The following is a 17,421-nucleotide window of genomic DNA, read 5'->3' as shown; positions in this document are numbered from 1 at the left end:
CCACTCACGACCGCCGTGGAACGTTCCGGAAACCCGTGATAGCATCCCGTCTCAGTCGTCGACGTCGATCGAGTCTACCTGCCGTGAGGACGAACCACCCACTGCCGCGTCGGCGACCGCCTCGCAGACGCCCTCGAGCGTCGCGTCCACTGCGCGCTCACAACAGGCGCTGTACCGCGCTCGAGCGTCCGTGGCCGCGAAATCACGCTCGGAGAGCGGCCGCGTCTCGACGGCGACCAGCCCGTCGCTCGTCTCGAGCGCCTCGAGGAGCGGCTGGGTGCCAGCACCGAGGACGAGATCGGCAAGCACCGTGACATCGGCCTCTCGAACGAGCGTCTCGGCGGTGGCGCGGTCCTCGGGGGCCAAGCGCGCAAACGGTTCGGTCTCGATTGCCTCGACGCCCAGCGAGCGAGCGGTTTCGGCTGCAGCGTCGCCGCTCGAGACGGGTCCGAGCGTCACATCGATCCCCGCGGCCGCGAGTCTGGCGACGACGCCGGCTGCGGCGGCTCCTGTCCCGAGGACGTGAACCCGGTCCGGACGCGACGCTGGCTCCGGCTCGTGGGTGTCTGCCAGCGCCGTCACCGTCTCGGTTCCCGTCACCGGATTCTGTGTCACGACCGCGTTCGCGTCGAAGGAGTCGGCCAGCGCGTCGCCGGTCAACACCGTCGCTGGTGGGCCGTCTCTGGCGACCGTGCCGTCCGACAGCAACACCAGTCGATCGCAGTACCGCGCCGCGAGATCGAGATCGTGGATCGCTGCGATCACGGTTCGGCCCTCGTCGACCAGCTCGCGGACGAGCTCGAGTGTCTCGACCTGATGGTTGACGTCGAGACTCGCCGTCGGCTCGTCTAACAGCATGACTGGCGTCGCCTGGGCAATCGCCCGCGCGAGGACGACCCGCTGGCGCTGGCCGCCGCTTACCTCGTCGATCGGTCGGTCGGCCAACTCCGCCGTCCGGGTGCGCTCTAAGGCGCGCTCGACGACAGCATGGTCATCAGGTGTCGCCGACGAGAACCGCGAGCGGTGTGGATGACGCCCCATTTCGACGACATCACGGACGGGAAACGAAAACGAGATCGAGGTGTCCTGGGGCACGACCGAGACGAGCCGACTCGAGGCCCGCGACGAAAGGTCGTGAACGTCGGCCCCGTCGATCGCGACAGTGCCTGAATCTGGCTCGAGCGCGGCGCTGATCGTCCGCAACAGCGTCGTCTTTCCGGCCCCGTTTGGTCCGACGAAACCGACGAACTCGCCCGGTTCGATGGTGAGCGAGACGTCCTCGAGCACCGAGAGGTCGCCGAATGACAGCGAGCAGCCCTCGACGGAGATCGTCGCTGGATCCGGACGCGACTGCTCGTCGCTCTCGGGGTCTGCATCAGCCGTATCGGTGGGCCACCCGGGCTCGGTCATACCGAGTGCACCTCCCGGCGGCTGAGCAGGAACAGGAAGAAGGGTGCGCCAAGCGCCGCCGTGATGATCCCGACCGGAACGACGGCCGGACCGGTCCGAGCGAGGGTATCGGTCGCCACCAGGAACGATGCGCCGGCGAGTGCGCTGGTCGGCAACAGGATCCGGTGGTCCGGTCCCACGATCAGCCGCATAATGTGTGGCACGACGAGGCCGACGAAGCCGATGACACCTGCAACTGCGACGCCGGCGGCGGTTACGATGCTCGCAAGCACGAGCAAGAGGAGTTTGGTCCGCTCGACTTCCACGCCGAGGTGGTGTGCGTCTTCCTCGCCGAGCAATAGAACGTTCAGCTCTTGTCGGAACGCACAGAGCGCGAGCACGCCCGCCAGCGTGACCGGGAGGGCAAATCCCACGTCTCCCCACTGGCTGTTGTTGAGATGGCCCATCATCCAGTAGACGGCCTGTCGAAGCGAGTCACCGCTATGGACGAGCATATACGAGATCATCGCGCCGAGAAACGTCTGAATCGCAACGCCGGCGAGCAATAGCGTCGCGACTGGCGTTCGGCCACCCTCTGTCGCGATAGCATAGACGAGAAACGCCGTCGCGAGCGCGCCGAGAAAGGCCGAGACGTGGAGGCTTCCGAAGGGAATGAGCCCCGGAAAGACGATCGCCGCGACCGCACCCGCTGCGGCACCCGAAGAGACACCGATAATCGACGGATCCGCCAACGGGTTCCGGAAGAACCCCTGCATCACCGTTCCCGCGGCACCGAGCGAGAGTCCGACCGTCGCCGCGAGCGTGATCCGTGGCAGTCGAATGTCTTTGACGATGATCTGGTGTGTCACCGGCACGTCGAACGAAAAGACGGTCGCGTACTCGAGTCCCGGAGTCGGAACGGAGACGCCGAGGACGGGAAGCGACGCACTGCTACTCGTCACGCCGACAGGGACGACGACCGCGTTCAACATCGCCATCGCGACGGTCACGACATCGATCCTGACTGGTCCGAGTGCGGCGCTGGTGAGAACGACCGCGACGAGCAGGACGAACAGCCCCGCCGACCACACTGCTGTCCGACCCGATCGATACATACCCGACAACCAACCTTGCAGTAGGCAAATATTTGTTGAAGTAGGGTTGAGGTGGGAGCGATGCGACGCCACATAACCGTCCTGTTTGCCCTGCTAATTGTCGGTTCCGCGGTTGCGCCCACCGCCGCTGGGCAGTCGAACGCCGACACTGAATCGACCGTCGACGTTTCGTGTGAGTTCCCCCTCGAGCTGACCGATGCGACCGGCACGACCATCACGCTCGAGGAGCGACCCGACTCGATCGTCACGCTGCAGGCCAGCGACACCCAGACGGTGTACGAAATCGGCGCCGAGGACCGGCTCGTGGGGATGCCCTACAGCTATGCAACCAGCGATTTCGACCGTGGAGAGCGTGTGAACGTCGGTGACGGCTGGACGGTCAAGCACGAACAGGTGATCAATCTCGATCCCGACATCGTGCTAGCGGCGAACGCGACGAAGGAAGGTGACATCGAACAGCTTCGGAACGCGGGCCTTACCGTCTATCAGTTCAGCGACGCCAAATCGCTCGACGACGTTCGTGAAAACGTCCGGACGGCTGGTAAACTCACCGGCGAGTGTGACGGTGCTGAAGAGACGATTACATGGATGAACGAGCAACTCGAGATCGTCGAACGGACGCTCGAGGAGGTGGACCGCCCGACGGCGTACTACGCGATGGGTGATGGATACACCGCCGGGTCGGGAACGTTCATCAACGAGGTCCTGACGACGGCCGGCATGACGAACATTGCAGCGGAGGCGGGTGTCCAGTCATACAAACAGATCAACCCCGAAACAGTCGTCAACGAGAGCCCCGCCTGGATCGTCTATCCGAACGACCGAGAGCAGGTCCCAATCCACGAGTCGGTTACGGCGACGCCTGCCTACCAGAACGACAACATCCTCCCGGTGAACGCAAACTACATCAGCCAGCCCGCGCCACGGGTCGTCTACGCGATTACTGACATCGTCAAAACGGTCCATCCGGAGGCCTACGAAGAGGCGAGCGCGGAACTCGACGCCGCACCCGAGGACGACACCACGTCGGACGACCAGCAAAACGACAGCATTCCTGGATTCGGCGTTCCTGCCACCCTCGTCGCCTTGCTTGCTGCCATCGGATTCGTCGCACGGCGACGATAACGCGGGCAAGTAGAGTCACGCTTCTGATTCGTTTCGGTCGTCTTCTCGACGGCAGCCGACGTATCGTTTTGAAAAGGGTTTACTCGCCGGACCGCCCAGAGGGGCGCATGGTCGAGAACGTCATCTGGCCCGCTTATCTCGATGCGGACCTCTCGCGGAGCGACGGACGACGCGTGTCCCAGGACTTGGCAGTCGAAGAACCGACGGTCGACGAGATCGCAAAGGCCGTCCAGCAGATCGGGTACGATGCCACGATCGAGCGGGACAAGTCGTATTCCCGAGAGCACTGGCTCGACCGGGGCCGGGTCGTCGTCCGCGGAGCCGACGACTCGACGAAAAACGACCTCGTGCAAGCCGTCGCGGCGTACGTCGTCGCGATGCGCGAGTGAGATGCGCCGGATCGGCGCAGTCGTCCGTACGGCACAGGGACTTGCGGTACTCCGCGCGGACGCCGTCGACGACGAGGCAGCCGAGGCGTACCGCGACGAGATCGGCACGACCGTCCTCGACGACTCCCTCGAGGAAGTCGGCCGCGTCGTCGACGTCTTTGGGCCCGTTTCGCAGCCGTATCTGGCGGTGACGCCGGACGACGACGTGCACCTGCCGTCGCTGGTGAGTTCGACGCTGTACGCGCGGTAGCGCTGGTTCGCGGGTATCGGCCTCATTGAGTCCGTCCCCGTGGTCGAAAGACGCGACCACGGAGTGGAAAAGCCAATACGAGCGGGGTACAAACCCCGCGCCATGAACGATCGGACGCGGGTCCTCGTCGCCGTAGGCACGACGGTCCTGCTCTTTCTCGGCGTCCAGCTCGGCGCGCTGGCGCTGGTCGAGCCCTTCCACGAATCGGGTCGGCAAGCCGTTGAGAATCCCCAGAATCCGACGAACAGTGTTCTCTACTTCGGGGTGATGCTCGTCGCAACCGGGCTGATGCTCGCGGCCTTCAAGTACGATCTCGAGTGGCTCATCCGGCTGCTGATCGTCGGCGTCAGCGTGATGATCTCGTGGTACGTCTTCGCCGAACTCGTGCCGGCACTGCTCGCACCGCCGCTCGCTGCGGCTGTAGCCGACGCGCTCGCGATCGTCGTCGCGCTTGCCGTCGGCGCGGCGCTCCTATTGTACCCCGAGTGGTACGTCATCGATACGACGGGCGTCGTGATGGGTGCCGGTGCCGCCGCCCTGTTCGGGATCAGCTTCGGTCTGCTGCCGGCGCTGCTGTTGCTCGCGGTCCTGGCAGTCTACGACGCCATCAGCGTCTACGGCACCGAACACATGCTCGACCTCGCCGAAGGCGTCATGGACCTCAAGATTCCCGTCGTCCTCGTCGTCCCGATGACGCTGTCCTATTCCTACCTCGCCGACGGCAGCACCGACGACGTGCTCGAGGACGACCGCGAGACCGACACGAGCGCTGCCGACGGCGGCATCGACCCCGACACCGACGATAGGTCTGCTGCTGACGATGCAGGAGCCCTCGACCGCGACGCGCTGTTCATCGGCCTCGGTGACGCCGTCATTCCGTCGATTCTCGTCGCCAGCGCGGCGTACTTCCTCGAGGCCGGGACGATTTCAGTGCCCCTGATCGCGCTGAACCTGCCTGCACTCGGCGCGCTGGTTGGAACGATCGCCGGGCTGCTCGTACTCATGTACATGGTCCTCAAGGGTCGACCTCACGCCGGGTTGCCGCTGCTCAACGGCGGCGCGATCGGCGGCTATCTGCTCGGCGCGCTCGCCAGTGGGCTTTCGATCGTTACTGCACTCGGGTTCTAGGACGACTGCTCGAGCATCGAGACGCCCTGAATCTCGAATCGAGCGCCGCCGTCTTCGCCTGTCGTCACCGAAACCGACCAGCCGTGTGCGTCGGCGACTTCCCGAACGATCGCAAGCCCCAGTCCAGAGCCACCCATGGTCGCTCCCGCTCCAGGCTCACTGCACGCTGCCGAATACCCCGATTCGAACACCCGTTCGCGGCGATCGGGTGGAATCCCCGGACCGTCGTCTTCGACGTAGAACCCGGTAAACGCAGTATCGTCTGCATCCGTCCTCGAGTGCTCGAGCGGGCCGACCTCGACAGTCACGTCGTCGCCGGCGTGTTCGATCGCGTTCCGAAAGAGGTTCTCGAAGAGATGGCTCACCAGCGACTCGTTCGCACGGATCGCGACGGTCCCGACGACCTCGACGGTCGATGACTCCGTATGGACGTGTGCCCAGGCGTCCTCGACTGCCCTCTCGAGCGGAATTGCCGCTCGCTCGGCCTCCGCGACCTCGTCGATCGTCACGAGCGCCAGCACGTCGTCGGTAATCGACTCCATGCGCTCGAGCGACGACCGCAACGAACTGCGGTCGCCGTCGTCGGATCTGAGATCGATATCGTCGTCGCGCTCGAGGGTGTGTACCTCTGCCAGTGCGACCGACAGCGGGTTTCGCAGATCGTGTGAGAGGAGCCTCGCGAACCGCTCCATACGCTCGGCCTGGGCCTGGGTTCGTTGCTCGAGGCGGCGACGTTCGGTGATGTCGACGTGCATGACGAGGACGAACCGCTCGCCCGCGTGGTCGTACGGCGTCGCCTGCATCATGAACCAGCGCTTGCACTCGGGCGTGTGACAGGGGTACTCGAGGCTGAACTCCTCGCGGTCGCCGTTTGCGACCGCCCGAATCCCGCGTTCCGTCTCCGCCGCCTCGTTGGCGTTGCTTCCCTCACAGACCGTGAGATAGTTCGTGCCGACCCCGCCCGCCGCGTCAGACAACCCCTGTTCGTCGCCGAACGCGTCCCATGCCCTGTTGGTGTAGACGATTTCCCCCATCTCGTCGAGAATCGCCACGTGTGCAGGCATGGCATCGAACCCAGCGGTGACGACCGACCGAGAATCAGTCATTATCGCCTAGAGACGCGCCACCTACTTGAGCGATAAGGTAACAGGTACGTATCCTTTCACGAACTCGGACGAGACAGTCTCACTCCCCCGATGGCAGCCGGTAGGTCGCCCCCTCGTCGGTATCTTGGACTTCGATGCCGAGGGCCTCGAGTTCGTCGCGCAACTCGTCGGCACGCTCGTAGTTGCCGACGTCGCGTTCGGCCTCGCGCACGTCGAGGACGAGTTCTACGACGTCACCGGCGAGTGTGGCCGAGCCCGTCGTCTCGCCCGTAAAGGACAGCCCGAGGACGCCACCCAGTTCCTCGAGCGTCTCGACGGCGCGTCGAAGCCCACGGTAATCGGAGCCGCCCTCGCCGTCGGTATCACCGCCGATCGCCTCGAGATGGCGGTTGATCGCTGTCGCGACCGATAGCAGTGCAGACTGCGCCTCCCGGGTGTTGAAGTCGTCGTTCATCGCGGTCGCAAACGCCTCGCGCGCACTGTCGATTTCGTTGCGCAGCGACTCGTCCGTTGCTTTCGCACTCGCCTGTGGAGAATCCAGCACGTCGACGGCGGCCTCGTAGGCCCGCTCGAGTTGGTCCCAGCGTTCTTCGGCCTCGGTGATCGTCTCGTCGGCGTACAGCTGTTTGCTGTTGTACGACCCCGCGGTCAGGAACGTCCGCATGACGTTCGTCCCCCAGCGGTCGATGGCCTCGTCGACGGTGACGAAGTTGCCCAGACTCGAGGACATCTTCTCGTCGTCCATCTGGAAGAGTTCGCAGTGAAGCCAGTAGTTTGCGAACTGCTGGTCGGTTGCGGCCTCGGACTGAGCGATCTCGTTTTCGTGATGCGGGAAAACCAGATCCCGCCCGCCGACGTGGATGTCGAGCGTCTCGCCCAGATGGGTCATGCTCATCGCCGAGCACTCGATGTGCCAGCCGGGACGCCCCTCGCCCCACGGCGAGTCCCAGGTCAGGCCCTCGGGCGGAGTGTCTCCGTGGTCGACGCCCTCGTGGCTGTGTTCGTCGATCGCATCGGGGTCGACGCCGTCGGCCTTCCAGAGCGCAAAATCCGCCGGATGGCGCTTCTCGGTGCGCTCGTCGGGATCGCCCTGGGATTCGATCTCGTCGAGTTCCTGATTCGAGAGTTTGCCGTACTCCTCGAAACTGGTCACGTCGAAGTAGACCGAGCCGTTGGACTCGTAGGCGTAGTCCTTCTCGATCAGGGTCTCGACGAGATCGACGATCTCTGGAACGTGTTCGGACACCCGCGGATACACCTCCGCACGCAGGAGGTTCAGCGAGCGCATGTCGTCGATCGTCCGCTGGATGTAGGTTTCGGCCACCTCGCTTTCGCTCTCACCGAGGTCGTCCTCGCCGATCCGGGCGACGATCTTCTCGTTGACGTCGGTGAAGTTCTCGACGTGACGCACGTCGTAACCGAGGTGCTCGAGCCAGCGGTGCATGACGTCGACGTGGACCCACGAGCGTGCGTGGCCCAGATGTGGCGGGTCAGAGACCGTCAGGCCACAGTAGTAGAGCAAGACGTTCTCGGGGTCCTGTGGCTCGAACGGCTCTTTTTCGCCCGTCAACGTGTTCGTCACGTGCAGGGTCATTATCCTCTCTTCCCCCGGCCGAAAGTTAAAGCGTGTGATGCCCTCCGGACCCGACGGCCGGCCAGTCCCGGCAGCGAGACTGCTGACCGTCGCTACGGCTCGGCGCGATCGACCCGTGGCAGTAAGAACCGGACGACGTTTCCACGGGGAGTGTTCTCCTCGAAGACGAGTTCGCCGCCCAGCGAGTCGACACACCACTGCATCACCCACAGCCCGATGCCGGAGCCGTGGTAGGTCGCACTCGACTCGACGTCCTCTCTGAGAACGTCAACTTCGACCTCCGGGATCGGTGGGCCGTTGTCGCTGACAGCGATCTCGGCCTGTCCAGTGGTCGAATCGATGGCGACTGACACCTCGACGGACGGGACTTCGCGATCGTTGTGCTCGATCGCGTTTTCGATGGCGTGGGTGATCGCGTGCCGAAGGCCCGTATCGGCGTTTACACAGACATCGTCCTGGATGTCGACGGTTATCTCGGCCGCCGGCGCGTCCGCTCGCGCCTCCGCGACGATCTCTTCGACCAATTCGCCGATATCCGTGGGCGATCGCTGCGTTGCGTCGGGCGTTGCGATCTCCTCGATCTGGCGAATCGAGTCGCTCATCGTCCCGATTTCCGACGCGATCTCGCGGATCGTCTCGACTTCCTTCTCGAGCGTCTCTTCTTCGACGGCTTGTTTGAGACGGTCGGCATACCCCATGAGTACGTTCGTCTCGTTTCGAAGGTTGTGTCGAACGACACGATTGAGGAGGCGCAATCGACGTTCCCGCGCCTTGTACTCAGTGATCTCCCGAACCTCGGCGATGACACACGTGGTGTCGTCGACCGTCGTCCGATTGAGCCGGACGCGAATCCAGACCAGTTCACCCGTGGGCCGTTCGATCTGCCACTCGAACACTTGCGACTCGCCGGCGGCAGCAGCGTGCAGTCGATCGACCGCTTCGTCCTGAGAAAACGTCGTCGATGGTGCTGTGAACTCTCCGATTTCCATCTCGAGGATGTCCACTCTAGAATACCCGTATAACTCCTCGATCCGGTCGTTTACGTCGAGAGCTGCGCCGGTTTCCGGGTCGCGTAAGACGATGCCGATCTCGAGATCGTCGAACGCTGCCGGTAACGACACGCCCTGGGAAATCCCCATATAACATCTCAGAAAGTGTGGGTATAAAAAGTCATAACCAACAGAAGTAGCCCCCCGCGACTGCCGTCATCGATCGAGTGCCCTCATCCGGATTGTGCACCCACACGTTCGAGCGCGTCCTCGACCGCCCGCAGCGCGTTCGCACCCTCGAGTCGCTCGGCCACGACTACCATCACGTCTCCGGCGACGCCGGCTGCAGTCGGCGACAGCCCCTCGGCGAGAAGTCGTGCAAGCACGGCCGCGAGCGCGGCCGCATCGACGTCGCCGGCGGCGACGATGGCGGTCAGATCGCCGTCGACGGGACCGAAGGCCTGCCCGCCGACCGTCAGGAGTGCGTCGGCATCGCCGCTTGCGTCCTCGAGCGGGCCGATCCCGCTTTCCATCCGGACACGGACGTCTCGCGACTCGGTCTCGTAGGCCGGTAACTCCTCGGCGTAGCGGCGCAGCGCCGTCGCGATCGCGTCGGTCTCGCCGTCGACCGCGAGAGAGCGAGCGGCGGCGGTGTAGTTGACGACGCCGGCCCGTAGCGCGGTTCGGAGGAACGGCCGACGATCGACTGCCCGGCGCGTCTCGGCTGCCAGTGACATATCGGGGACGGCGTCTCGAGCCGGCATAAAGTCGCCGTCATTGCCGCTCTGATTGCGGTCGCACGGACCGATGCCCGACATATATACCGCTCCAGCCCCTCGCCACAGTCATGAGCGAGTCCGAGCCGGACCAATCCCCCGAGGACGCCGTTCGCGAAGCCGTCTCCCTGTTCCTCCGTCGCAACTTCCCCCAGATCGAGGGCCACGGCGGCGACTCTTCGATCACCGAGGTCGACCTCGAGGAGCGCCACGTCGGGATCAATTTGCATGGCGCGTGCAGCGGCTGTGGGGTCAGTTCGATGACGACCCAGGCGATCCAGCGGCGACTTCCGGCCGAGATCGACGCGATCGATCACGTCACCGTTACGACCGGCCTCGACGGACTGAGCGAGCAGGGATCGTCGGGCCCGGACGTGCCGCCGGACGTCCCGTTCTGAGCGTGCAACCGTGTCGCTGGCCGCGACCGCGGCGTTTTTGCCTCGAGCGACACATCCTTTCCGTATGAAGCCAGCAACCGTCGAGGAACTCATCGAATCGAATCTCGAGGACGCCGAGGCGACGGTCACCCACGCCCGCGACAAACACGACGAGGACCACCTCGCCGCGACGGTCGTCTCGCCGGTCTTCGAGGGCCTGCCGCTGGTTCAGCAACACCAGCAGGTCTACGACGCACTTGACGAGCACATGACGACCGATATCCACGCCCTCGAACTGTCGACGTACACACCCGACGAATACGAGGAACTCGAGGCCGACCAGTAATCGACCACGCATCGAACCGCGCAGTCGTTACTCGCCGGGCCACTCGTCGGCGGCGAGTGGCTCACCCTCGAGGAAGGCCGCAATGCCTTGGTTCGCGTCTTCTGTCGTACAGAGCGTGGCGAACTGCTCGTTCGAGTACGTGAGTGCCTCGTCGTAGTCCAGTTCAACCATCTCGTAGAACGCTCGCTTGCCCATTTGGACACCCATCGGACTCTTCTGTGCGATCGTTTTGGCGAGTTCCATCGCCGCGTCCAGCTGCTCGCCCTCGGGTGCAACGCGATTGATCAGTCCCCACTCGAGGGCCGTTTCGGCGTCAATCAGTTCGCCGGTCAGGATGAGTTCGAGACACCGCTTTCTGGTGAGTGCCTTCATCAGCGGGACGGCCGGCCCCATACAGAACAGGCCGACCTTGGGGGCTGTCGCGCCGAATTTCGTTCCCTCGGCGGCGACGGCGAGATCACAGGCTGCGACCAGTCCGATCCCGTTGGCGGCGGCGTGGCCGTGGGCCGCAGCGATCACGGGTGTTCGCATCTCGGTCAGGGTGTGAAACGGTTCTTCCATCCGTGCAACCCACGCCTCGTATTCCGACTCGGTCTCGTGGTCGCCGTGTTCGGAGAGGTCGATGCCGGCCGAGAAGCATTTGCCTGCGCCGTCGACGACGATCGCCCGCACGTCGTCGTCCTCGTCGAGTGCGTGCAGCGCTGCGTCGAGGTCCTGTGCGAGTTCGGTGCTAAACGTGTTCATCGCCTCGGGGCGGGCAAGCGTGATCCGGCCGACGTGATCGTCACGGCTGCAGTCGACGGTTTCCAACTGCTCGGTCGTGGACGTCTCGGAAGCCATGTGAGCTGATTGACTAGATGGGGTGATAAATGATGTCATTACCCACTACGACTCGCCATCGGTATCACCCATCAGCGAACCGCGAACGACGATCACGGATTTTCGACGGACGCCCGCCATTGGCCGGTTCTGCCGTGAGCGGACGTCAATACCGCGAGCGGCACGTCGAGTGGAACCGTAATTTTATCCACTAGAAATGACATTTCATTACTATGGAGACCCTCCATCCCCGCATCAGGTTCCTTTGGATCGCCCGTGGGGCGCTCGCTGCGGTCGTCCTCGGCGTCGTCCTCACCGCCATCGATCAGTGGCAGTTCACTGTCCCGTTCCCGGCGGTCGGCGGCATCGTTACACTCGGACTCGTCATCGGGGTCGGCTATGCCCTCCGGCGCTACCAGGTCTGGCAGTTCGAACTGCAAGACGACGCCCTCTACCTCGAGCGTGGCGTCGTCACGGTCGTCGAAACTGCCGTTCCGTTCGTCCGCGTCCAGCACGTCGACACGCAGTTCGGTCCTCTCGAGCGTGCTCTCGGCCTCTCGAGCGTCGTCGTCTACACGGCTGGGTCCCGAAACGCGGACGTTCGCATTCCGGGGCTGACGCCGGATCGCGCACGAACGCTGCAGAATACGCTTCGTGAACTGGCCGTCGAAAGCGAGGCTGACGATGCCGTCTGATGTGAATCGATTGCATCCGCTGAGCGCGGTGACGCTGGCGCTCCAGCGCGGTCTTACTGGGCTCTCGATGCCGTTTTTCGTCGTGATGGTCCTCTCGACTGTCTTCGACGGCATCGACATCGACTGGATCTTCATGTTGGCCCCGATCGGGTTCGTCGGCGGGGTCGGCTACGGCATCGCGTACTACTATCGGTTCACGTACGCGATCACGTCGCGGACGTTCGACGTTACTTCGGGCGTGTTCTCCCGGCGCTCGCGCGAGATTCCGTATCGCCGTATCCAGAACGTCGACGTCTCTCAGAGTGTCTTGCACCGTATCTTCGGGCTTGCCGTCGTCTCCCTCGAGACTGCCGGCGGCGGCGAGACGGAGGCGACGCTGAACTTCGTCAGCGAGGCCGAAGCCGAGCGGCTTCGCGCCGGAATCCGCCGGCAAACCGCTCGAGCGGACGACGACGCGAGCAGCGACGAGCGCGCGGCCTCGGCGAGTGGGTCGGCCTCGACCAGCGGCGTCGATGAGCCGACGCGCCACGAGCGCTCACACCCTGACCGCAGGCCGACGCTGCTGTTCGAACTCGAGCCGACGGAACTGTTGGTGTATGCTCTGACATCGTTCCGGTGGGGCGCGGCGATCTTCCCGATCGCGCTGGTGATCTTCCTTACGAGCGCTGACTCCGGCTCGGGGTTGGTTCCCGCGTTCGTCCTCGAGATCGCGCGTCCCGTCGGCGGGCCGGCGTCGCTCGACGGTGCCGCGGTGGGGTCGCTGCTCGTTTTGATCGCTGTCACTGCGCTCCAGTGGTCGGTCGCAACGTACGTCGCGAGTGCGATCTACACGGTCGCGAACTACTACGGGTTCCGTCTCGGGCGCGCAGGGTCCGACTTCGTCTACGAACGGGGACTGATCCAGCGCTACAGCGGCTCGATCCCCGTCGACAAGGTTCAGTCGGTGACCATCACCGAGAACCCGCTCCAGCGACTGGTCGGCTACGCCGGCCTCTGGGTCGAAACCGCAGGCTATGGGCCAGAAAGCAGCGGTGGCAGCCAATCAGCTGTCCCACTTGCCGAGACCGACCGCAGCTATCGATTCGCCGAGAACCTCACCGGCGTCGAAACGCCACGGTTCCAGCGGCCGCCGACGCTGGCTCGGCAGCGGTACCTCGTCCGCTATTCGCTCATCGCAGCCGTCGTCGTCGCCGTCGCGTTCGGACTTGCACAGGGTACAGGCCTCGAGCGCTGGTATCTCTCCGTGGCCGTCTTCGTCGCGGTACCCATTGCAGCCCATCTCAAGTACGTCAACCTGGGCTATCACGTCGGCGACGACCATCTCGTGATCCGATCAGGGTTCTGGAACCGCAGAACGATCGTGATCCCCTACTATCGGATTCAGACGGTCTCGACGCGGCGGTCGATCTTCCAGCGCCGGCTCGGACTGGCGTCACTCGCCGTCGATACCGCTAGCTCACGGACGTTTTCCTGGGGGACGCCGACAGTTCCCGATCTCGAACTCGAGACGGCCCGCGAGATCCACGGCATTGGCCGGGAACGGCTCCAGTCGGCCGTCCGTGAGCGCGCTCGCTCGGACGAGACTGGGCTTTCGGTGGATTTTACCTGACTGACTGAGAGTTCTCGCGTATGGGAGACGAAGACGAATACCGAATCGAGGAGGACAGTCTCGGCGAGATGCAGGTGCCCGCAGACGCTTACTGGGGCGCACAGACCCAGCGCGCGATCCAGAACTTCCCCATCTCGGGAATTACGTTCAGCCGTCGGTTCGTCCGCGCACTCGGCGTCGTCAAGAAAGGCGCAGCACAGGCCAACCGCGACCTCGGCCTCGTCGACGAGGACGTCGCCGAGGCGATCATCGAGGCTGCAGACGAGGTCATCGCCGGCGACCACGACGACCAGTTCCCGGTCGACGTCTTCCAGACCGGCTCCGGCACATCCTCGAACATGAACGCCAACGAGGTCATCGCCAACCGCGCCGCCGAACTCATGGGCAGCGAGATCGGCGACCGCGTCGTCCACCCCAACGACCACGTCAACTACGGCCAGTCGAGCAACGACGTCATCCCGACCGCGATGCACGTCGCCTCCCTCGAGGCCGTCGAGAAAGACGTCATTCCGGCACTCGACGCACTCCGCGAGGCGCTCGAGGAGAAAGAAGAAGAGTTCGATGACGTCGTCAAGACCGGCCGCACGCACCTCCAGGACGCGACGCCGGTCACGCTTGGCCAGGAGTTCGGCGGCTACCGCACGCAGGTCGAGAAGGGCCTGGCCCGCGTCGACAACGTCCGCGACCACCTCGCGGAACTCGCCCTCGGTGGGACGGCGACCGGCACTGGCCTGAACACTCACCCCGAGTTCCCCGGTCGCGCAGCCGAGTACATCACAAAAGAGACTGGCGTCCAGTTCCGCGAAGCCGACAACCACTTCGAGGCCCAGGCCGCCCACGACGCCATGAGCGAGGCCCACGGCGCGCTGCGAACCGTCGCCGGCTCGCTGAACAAGATCGCCAACGACCTGCGCCTGCTCGCCTCCGGGCCGCGCAACGGGCTCGGTGAGATCGAACAGCCTGAGAACCAGCCCGGCTCCTCGATCATGCCCGGCAAGATCAACCCGGTCGTCGCCGAGGCCGTCAACCAGGTCCACAAGCAGGTCGTCGGCAACGACGCCGCCGTCTCCGCCGGCGCAGCCGAGGGTCAGATCGACCTCAACCTCTACAAGCCCGTGCTTGCGCACAATTTCCTCGAGTCGGCCGAACTCATCTCGAACGCGAGCCAGGTGTTCGGCGACCGGTTCGTCCGCAAACTCGAGGCCAACGAGGAGTACTGTGCAGACCGCGTCGAGGAGTCGATGGCAATGGCCACCTCGCTCAACGTCCACATCGGCTACGACAAAGCAAGCGAGGTCGCAAAGACCGCACTCAAGGAGGACAAGACGGTTCGTGAGGTCGTCTTAGAGAAGGGCTACCTCGATGAGGACGAGGCCGACGAGGTCCTCGACCCCCGGAAGATGACCGAGCGCGGCATTCTCGGCCAGGACGACTAACCGAGTCGACAGCGCTTTTTCCCTCTGCGATTCGACCTGCTCAGGGCCGTGCGAGCAGCACCGACGTTTCGACCGTTCGTACGACGCGATCGGTCGTGCTCCCGAGGAGGTGTTCTTTTAATCTCGAGCGGCCGCTTGCACCCATGACGACGAGATCGACGTCCGCATCGTCGCAGTAGGCTGCGATCACCTCGTGGGGGTCGCCCTCGCGGATCGTCCGGTCGTGGGTCACGCCGGCATTCTCGGCCCGTCGTTCGGCATCGTCGAGGGCCGACTCCGCTTCCTCCTCGAGCGTTTCCGTGACTTGCGGTGCGATCATCCCCGACGCGCCCGCGGACATCTCCGTTCCCTCGTCGATGACGTGGAGAAAGTGGACCGTCGCCCCCTCCCCGTCGGCGATCGCGACAGCTTCATCGACCGCCGCCGTACTCGAGTCGCTGCCGTCGGTCGGTACCAGAATGTCGTGATACATGGCTGTTCATTCCATCGTGACACGGAAAAGCCGGCGGCGCGCAGTCGCGTAGTCCGCTCTCGATGGCGAGATCGAGTCGTCGGTTCGATCCCGTTACCGATCGGCCGCTTCGACTTGCCGCTGATCGAGCGGGTCCTCGATGTCGCCCATCACCGCCTCGAGCAAGTCGGTTACAGTGACGAGGCCGATAACATTGCCATCGCCGGACTGCGTCCGGCTGCTCGAGGAACTCCGTTCCTCGCTGTCTTCGATCACCAGTGCGAGTTCCTGGTTTTCCGCCTGAAACTGGTCGACCGCGTCACTGACGTCCGTATCGGGGGACAGCGTCATCGGCGGCGCTGCCAGTTCCGCGAAGTCGATGTCACCGCTCGCCAGTTCCTCGCGGTATCTGACGAGGATCGGTGTGTAGACGATCCCGCGAAAGTCAGTCAGGTCGTCGCCGACCAGCGGATACCGCGTCTGCGGACGGTCTTCCATTTTTCGAAAGTTCTCCTCGGGGCTCGCTTCTGTCGACAGCGCGATAATATCCTCGGCATCCACCATCACCTCACGAATCGCCTGCTCGCCGATCTGAAATGCGTTCATCACCTCTTCGCGGCGTTCCTCCGGAAGTTCTCCCTTCTCGAGGACCGAACCGAGCTTGTTCCGGAGGTCGGCCCGGGACTCGATGACGTCCTCTTCGGTCTCGAGCCACGCGCCAGTCATCTCGATCCCGAAGAGCTTGAGAGTCAGCTTCGCGATGCCGTCGCCGAGGGTGATGATCGGTGAAATAATCCAGTGAAACCAGTACAGTGGTGTCGCGCCGTACCGACAGACCAGCCGTGAGCGCTCGACGCCGAGATACGTCGGCGTCTGTTCCCCGTGGGTCAGATGGACGAGGTTGATGATGAGGAAGGCAATGATCGCCCCGCTGCCGATCGAAGCAAGTGCTGTGTTCACGAACAGCGGCTCGAATATCGCGGCCAGCGCCGGTTCCGCGACGATCCCGACGGCGATGCTCGAGGCCGTAATCCCGACCTGGCACGTGGTGAGATAGAGCTCGAGGTTGTCGGTCATCTTCCATGCCCGCTCGAGTGCGGGCGTGTCTCCGACGAACTCCTCCTTGGTGAACTGTCGAGCGCGAGTCAACGCGAACTCGATCGCGACGAAGAAGGCGTTCGCCAGAATAAGCAACACTCCTGCGAACAGCCGGCCGCCGATGACGAGCGAGTCCATTACCGATCGGTTATATCGCCAGACAGAAATCAATCAGGGAGACCATCGCCGGTTTGACCCAGTCCCGTGACTCTAACTACCACTATTTCGACACCCAGTGATGACACGCTATCACACAGAACACGAGATGGTCGATCTACCAACAAATGAACAACCCGAAGTCGAGTAAACACGAATTTCAACCGTTCTTTTTTGCCTGGCTATCGTTCCCAAATCGGGTCAGTGACGCCGAATCACGCCCGAATCTAGCGGAATAAAAGAACCCAAGCAGTTTTGGCGGATGCTCACGTCAGACGAAATATGCACACCTGTCGTAACTGCAACCAGTCGTTCCAGACCGAGCTCGCCCTCGAGCTACACCGCGATACGTGCAAAAAGGGACAACTCTTCTGTCAGGTATGTGGAGACCGATTCCGAGAGGGAGACGCGACCCAAGACGGCTGGCACTACGAGTGTCCGAACGAAGACTGTGATGGCGACGGCCTGCAGGACGACCTCTATCGCGTCGAAGACGTTCGAACGACGACTCACTGATAGGAGTCAGTCTCATCCCGGAGTTCTTTTCTGTCTTCTAGTTACTGGAGTCTACGT

Annotated in this window: 19 protein-coding genes; 10 read left to right on the top strand and 9 right to left on the bottom strand. The window is 63.7% G+C overall.

The features are described 5' to 3' along the window. Positions 1-51: 51 nt before the first annotated feature. Together BDK88_RS15685 and btuC are read right to left on the bottom strand one after the other, a co-directional pair. Positions 52-1,410, bottom strand: coding sequence for an ATP-binding cassette domain-containing protein (locus BDK88_RS15685; protein WP_130501261.1), 1,359 nt, complete (start codon positions 1,408-1,410; stop codon positions 52-54). Continuing rightward, positions 1,407-2,504, bottom strand: a complete 1,098-nt coding sequence (btuC, locus tag BDK88_RS15680; protein WP_130501260.1) for a vitamin B12 ABC transporter permease BtuC — start codon at positions 2,502-2,504, stop codon at positions 1,407-1,409. The genes BDK88_RS15685 and btuC overlap by 4 nt, the downstream gene beginning before the upstream one ends. A 60-nt stretch (positions 2,505-2,564) precedes the next feature. On the opposite strand from btuC, the gene BDK88_RS15675 reads away from it, so the two are divergent. From BDK88_RS15675 to BDK88_RS15660, 4 genes are all read left to right on the top strand, one after another. Beyond that, positions 2,565-3,629, top strand: a complete 1,065-nt coding sequence (locus BDK88_RS15675) for a PGF-CTERM-anchored ABC transporter substrate-binding protein (RefSeq protein ID WP_130501259.1) — start codon at positions 2,565-2,567, stop codon at positions 3,627-3,629. 107 nt (positions 3,630-3,736) lie between these two features. After that, positions 3,737-4,018: a signal recognition particle subunit SRP19 gene (gene srp19 / locus BDK88_RS15670; RefSeq protein ID WP_130501258.1), complete on the top strand. Its 282-nt coding sequence runs from the start codon at positions 3,737-3,739 to the stop codon at positions 4,016-4,018. 1 nt (position 4,019) lies between these two features. Further along, positions 4,020-4,268 carry an H/ACA ribonucleoprotein complex subunit GAR1 gene (locus tag BDK88_RS15665; protein ID WP_130501257.1) on the top strand — a complete coding sequence of 83 codons (249 nt, stop codon included), beginning with the start codon at positions 4,020-4,022 and terminating at the stop codon, positions 4,266-4,268. A gap of 102 nt (positions 4,269-4,370) precedes the next feature. Then, positions 4,371-5,396: a presenilin family intramembrane aspartyl protease PSH gene (locus BDK88_RS15660; RefSeq protein ID WP_130501256.1), complete on the top strand. Its 1,026-nt coding sequence runs from the start codon at positions 4,371-4,373 to the stop codon at positions 5,394-5,396. On the opposite strand, the gene BDK88_RS15655 is transcribed toward BDK88_RS15660, so the two are convergent. The 4 genes from BDK88_RS15655 to BDK88_RS15640 form a co-directional block, all read right to left on the bottom strand. Then, a complete protein-coding gene (locus tag BDK88_RS15655) occupies positions 5,393-6,502 on the bottom strand; it encodes a PAS domain-containing sensor histidine kinase (RefSeq protein WP_130501255.1) in 1,110 nt (369 codons plus the stop codon). The two genes, BDK88_RS15660 and BDK88_RS15655, sit on opposite strands and share 4 nt — an antisense overlap. Before the next feature lie 79 nt (positions 6,503-6,581). Beyond that, the gene (gene cysS / locus BDK88_RS15650; RefSeq protein ID WP_130501254.1) at positions 6,582-8,096 is read right to left on the bottom strand and encodes a cysteine--tRNA ligase; all 1,515 of its coding nucleotides are present in this window, start codon (positions 8,094-8,096) and stop codon (positions 6,582-6,584) included. Between the two features lie 92 nt (positions 8,097-8,188). Beyond that, positions 8,189-9,235, bottom strand: coding sequence for a PAS domain-containing sensor histidine kinase (locus tag BDK88_RS15645; RefSeq protein ID WP_130501253.1), 1,047 nt, complete (start codon positions 9,233-9,235; stop codon positions 8,189-8,191). An 83-nt stretch (positions 9,236-9,318) separates the two neighbouring features. Continuing rightward, positions 9,319-9,822 (bottom strand): DUF7523 family protein, encoded by a 504-nt coding sequence (locus tag BDK88_RS15640; protein ID WP_130501252.1) that lies wholly within the window; start codon positions 9,820-9,822, stop codon positions 9,319-9,321. Positions 9,823-9,932: 110 nt separating this feature from the next. On the opposite strand from BDK88_RS15640, the gene BDK88_RS15635 reads away from it, so the two are divergent. Together BDK88_RS15635 and BDK88_RS15630 are read left to right on the top strand one after the other, a co-directional pair. Then, the gene (locus BDK88_RS15635) at positions 9,933-10,259 is read left to right on the top strand and encodes a NifU family protein (protein WP_130501251.1); all 327 of its coding nucleotides are present in this window, start codon (positions 9,933-9,935) and stop codon (positions 10,257-10,259) included. A 64-nt stretch (positions 10,260-10,323) separates the two neighbouring features. Next, positions 10,324-10,584: a BolA family protein gene (locus tag BDK88_RS15630; protein WP_130501250.1), complete on the top strand. Its 261-nt coding sequence runs from the start codon at positions 10,324-10,326 to the stop codon at positions 10,582-10,584. 27 nt (positions 10,585-10,611) lie between these two features. Here BDK88_RS15630 and BDK88_RS15625 read toward each other — a convergent pair whose 3' ends face one another. Beyond that, positions 10,612-11,424, bottom strand: a complete 813-nt coding sequence (locus tag BDK88_RS15625) for an enoyl-CoA hydratase/isomerase family protein (RefSeq protein WP_130501249.1) — start codon at positions 11,422-11,424, stop codon at positions 10,612-10,614. Between the two features lie 212 nt (positions 11,425-11,636). Between BDK88_RS15625 and BDK88_RS15620 the strand changes: the two genes are divergently transcribed. The 3 genes from BDK88_RS15620 to BDK88_RS15610 are packed head-to-tail and all read left to right on the top strand — an operon-like array spanning position 11,637 to position 15,143. Next, a complete protein-coding gene (locus BDK88_RS15620) occupies positions 11,637-12,098 on the top strand; it encodes a PH domain-containing protein (RefSeq protein ID WP_130501248.1) in 462 nt (153 codons plus the stop codon). Further along, a complete protein-coding gene (locus BDK88_RS15615; RefSeq protein WP_130501247.1) occupies positions 12,088-13,707 on the top strand; it encodes a PH domain-containing protein in 1,620 nt (539 codons plus the stop codon). Before BDK88_RS15620 ends, BDK88_RS15615 begins: the two co-directional genes overlap by 11 nt. Before the next feature lie 20 nt (positions 13,708-13,727). After that, on the top strand, positions 13,728-15,143 hold the full coding sequence (locus tag BDK88_RS15610) for a class II fumarate hydratase (protein ID WP_130501246.1): 1,416 nt from the start codon (positions 13,728-13,730) through the stop codon (positions 15,141-15,143). Positions 15,144-15,183: 40 nt separating this feature from the next. Here the strand turns inward: BDK88_RS15610 and BDK88_RS15605 are convergent, their stop codons facing one another. Together BDK88_RS15605 and BDK88_RS15600 are read right to left on the bottom strand one after the other, a co-directional pair. Further along, a complete protein-coding gene (locus tag BDK88_RS15605; protein WP_130501245.1) occupies positions 15,184-15,615 on the bottom strand; it encodes a universal stress protein in 432 nt (143 codons plus the stop codon). A gap of 93 nt (positions 15,616-15,708) precedes the next feature. After that, positions 15,709-16,830, bottom strand: a complete 1,122-nt coding sequence (locus tag BDK88_RS15600; protein WP_130501244.1) for a CNNM domain-containing protein — start codon at positions 16,828-16,830, stop codon at positions 15,709-15,711. 300 nt (positions 16,831-17,130) lie between these two features. Between BDK88_RS15600 and BDK88_RS15595 the strand changes: the two genes are divergently transcribed. Further along, positions 17,131-17,364, top strand: a complete 234-nt coding sequence (locus BDK88_RS15595; RefSeq protein WP_092933652.1) for an HVO_2901 family zinc finger protein — start codon at positions 17,131-17,133, stop codon at positions 17,362-17,364. Positions 17,365-17,421 lie beyond the last annotated feature (57 nt).

Origin of the sequence: Natrinema hispanicum, assembly GCF_004217335.1 — an archaeon.
GTDB classification, from domain to species: Archaea; Halobacteriota; Halobacteria; order Halobacteriales; family Natrialbaceae; genus Natrinema; species Natrinema hispanicum.
Note: the sequence above shows the minus strand (reverse complement) of the source record. Positions and strands in the feature narration are given on the sequence as shown.

What these genes read in the sequence shown, in the direction of transcription:
- BDK88_RS15615 (WP_130501247.1), top strand. Translation starts at nt 12,088, where the DNA reads ATGCCGTCTGATGTGAATCGATTGCATCCGCTGAGCGCGGTGACGCTG.
- BDK88_RS15675 (WP_130501259.1), top strand. Translation starts at nt 2,565, where the DNA reads ATGCGACGCCACATAACCGTCCTGTTTGCCCTGCTAATTGTCGGTTCC.
- cysS (WP_130501254.1), bottom strand. Translation starts at nt 8,096, where the DNA reads ATGACCCTGCACGTGACGAACACGTTGACGGGCGAAAAAGAGCCGTTC.
- BDK88_RS15620 (WP_130501248.1), top strand. Translation starts at nt 11,637, where the DNA reads ATGGAGACCCTCCATCCCCGCATCAGGTTCCTTTGGATCGCCCGTGGG.
- BDK88_RS15685 (WP_130501261.1), bottom strand. Translation starts at nt 1,410, where the DNA reads ATGACCGAGCCCGGGTGGCCCACCGATACGGCTGATGCAGACCCCGAG.
- BDK88_RS15665 (WP_130501257.1), top strand. Translation starts at nt 4,020, where the DNA reads ATGCGCCGGATCGGCGCAGTCGTCCGTACGGCACAGGGACTTGCGGTA.
- BDK88_RS15645 (WP_130501253.1), bottom strand. Translation starts at nt 9,235, where the DNA reads ATGGGGATTTCCCAGGGCGTGTCGTTACCGGCAGCGTTCGACGATCTC.
- btuC (WP_130501260.1), bottom strand. Translation starts at nt 2,504, where the DNA reads ATGTATCGATCGGGTCGGACAGCAGTGTGGTCGGCGGGGCTGTTCGTC.
- BDK88_RS15595 (WP_092933652.1), top strand. Translation starts at nt 17,131, where the DNA reads ATGCACACCTGTCGTAACTGCAACCAGTCGTTCCAGACCGAGCTCGCC.
- srp19 (WP_130501258.1), top strand. Translation starts at nt 3,737, where the DNA reads ATGGTCGAGAACGTCATCTGGCCCGCTTATCTCGATGCGGACCTCTCG.
- BDK88_RS15640 (WP_130501252.1), bottom strand. Translation starts at nt 9,822, where the DNA reads ATGTCACTGGCAGCCGAGACGCGCCGGGCAGTCGATCGTCGGCCGTTC.
- BDK88_RS15625 (WP_130501249.1), bottom strand. Translation starts at nt 11,424, where the DNA reads ATGGCTTCCGAGACGTCCACGACCGAGCAGTTGGAAACCGTCGACTGC.
- BDK88_RS15655 (WP_130501255.1), bottom strand. Translation starts at nt 6,502, where the DNA reads ATGACTGATTCTCGGTCGGTCGTCACCGCTGGGTTCGATGCCATGCCT.
- BDK88_RS15600 (WP_130501244.1), bottom strand. Translation starts at nt 16,830, where the DNA reads ATGGACTCGCTCGTCATCGGCGGCCGGCTGTTCGCAGGAGTGTTGCTT.
- BDK88_RS15630 (WP_130501250.1), top strand. Translation starts at nt 10,324, where the DNA reads ATGAAGCCAGCAACCGTCGAGGAACTCATCGAATCGAATCTCGAGGAC.
- BDK88_RS15635 (WP_130501251.1), top strand. Translation starts at nt 9,933, where the DNA reads ATGAGCGAGTCCGAGCCGGACCAATCCCCCGAGGACGCCGTTCGCGAA.
- BDK88_RS15610 (WP_130501246.1), top strand. Translation starts at nt 13,728, where the DNA reads ATGGGAGACGAAGACGAATACCGAATCGAGGAGGACAGTCTCGGCGAG.
- BDK88_RS15660 (WP_130501256.1), top strand. Translation starts at nt 4,371, where the DNA reads ATGAACGATCGGACGCGGGTCCTCGTCGCCGTAGGCACGACGGTCCTG.
- BDK88_RS15605 (WP_130501245.1), bottom strand. Translation starts at nt 15,615, where the DNA reads ATGTATCACGACATTCTGGTACCGACCGACGGCAGCGACTCGAGTACG.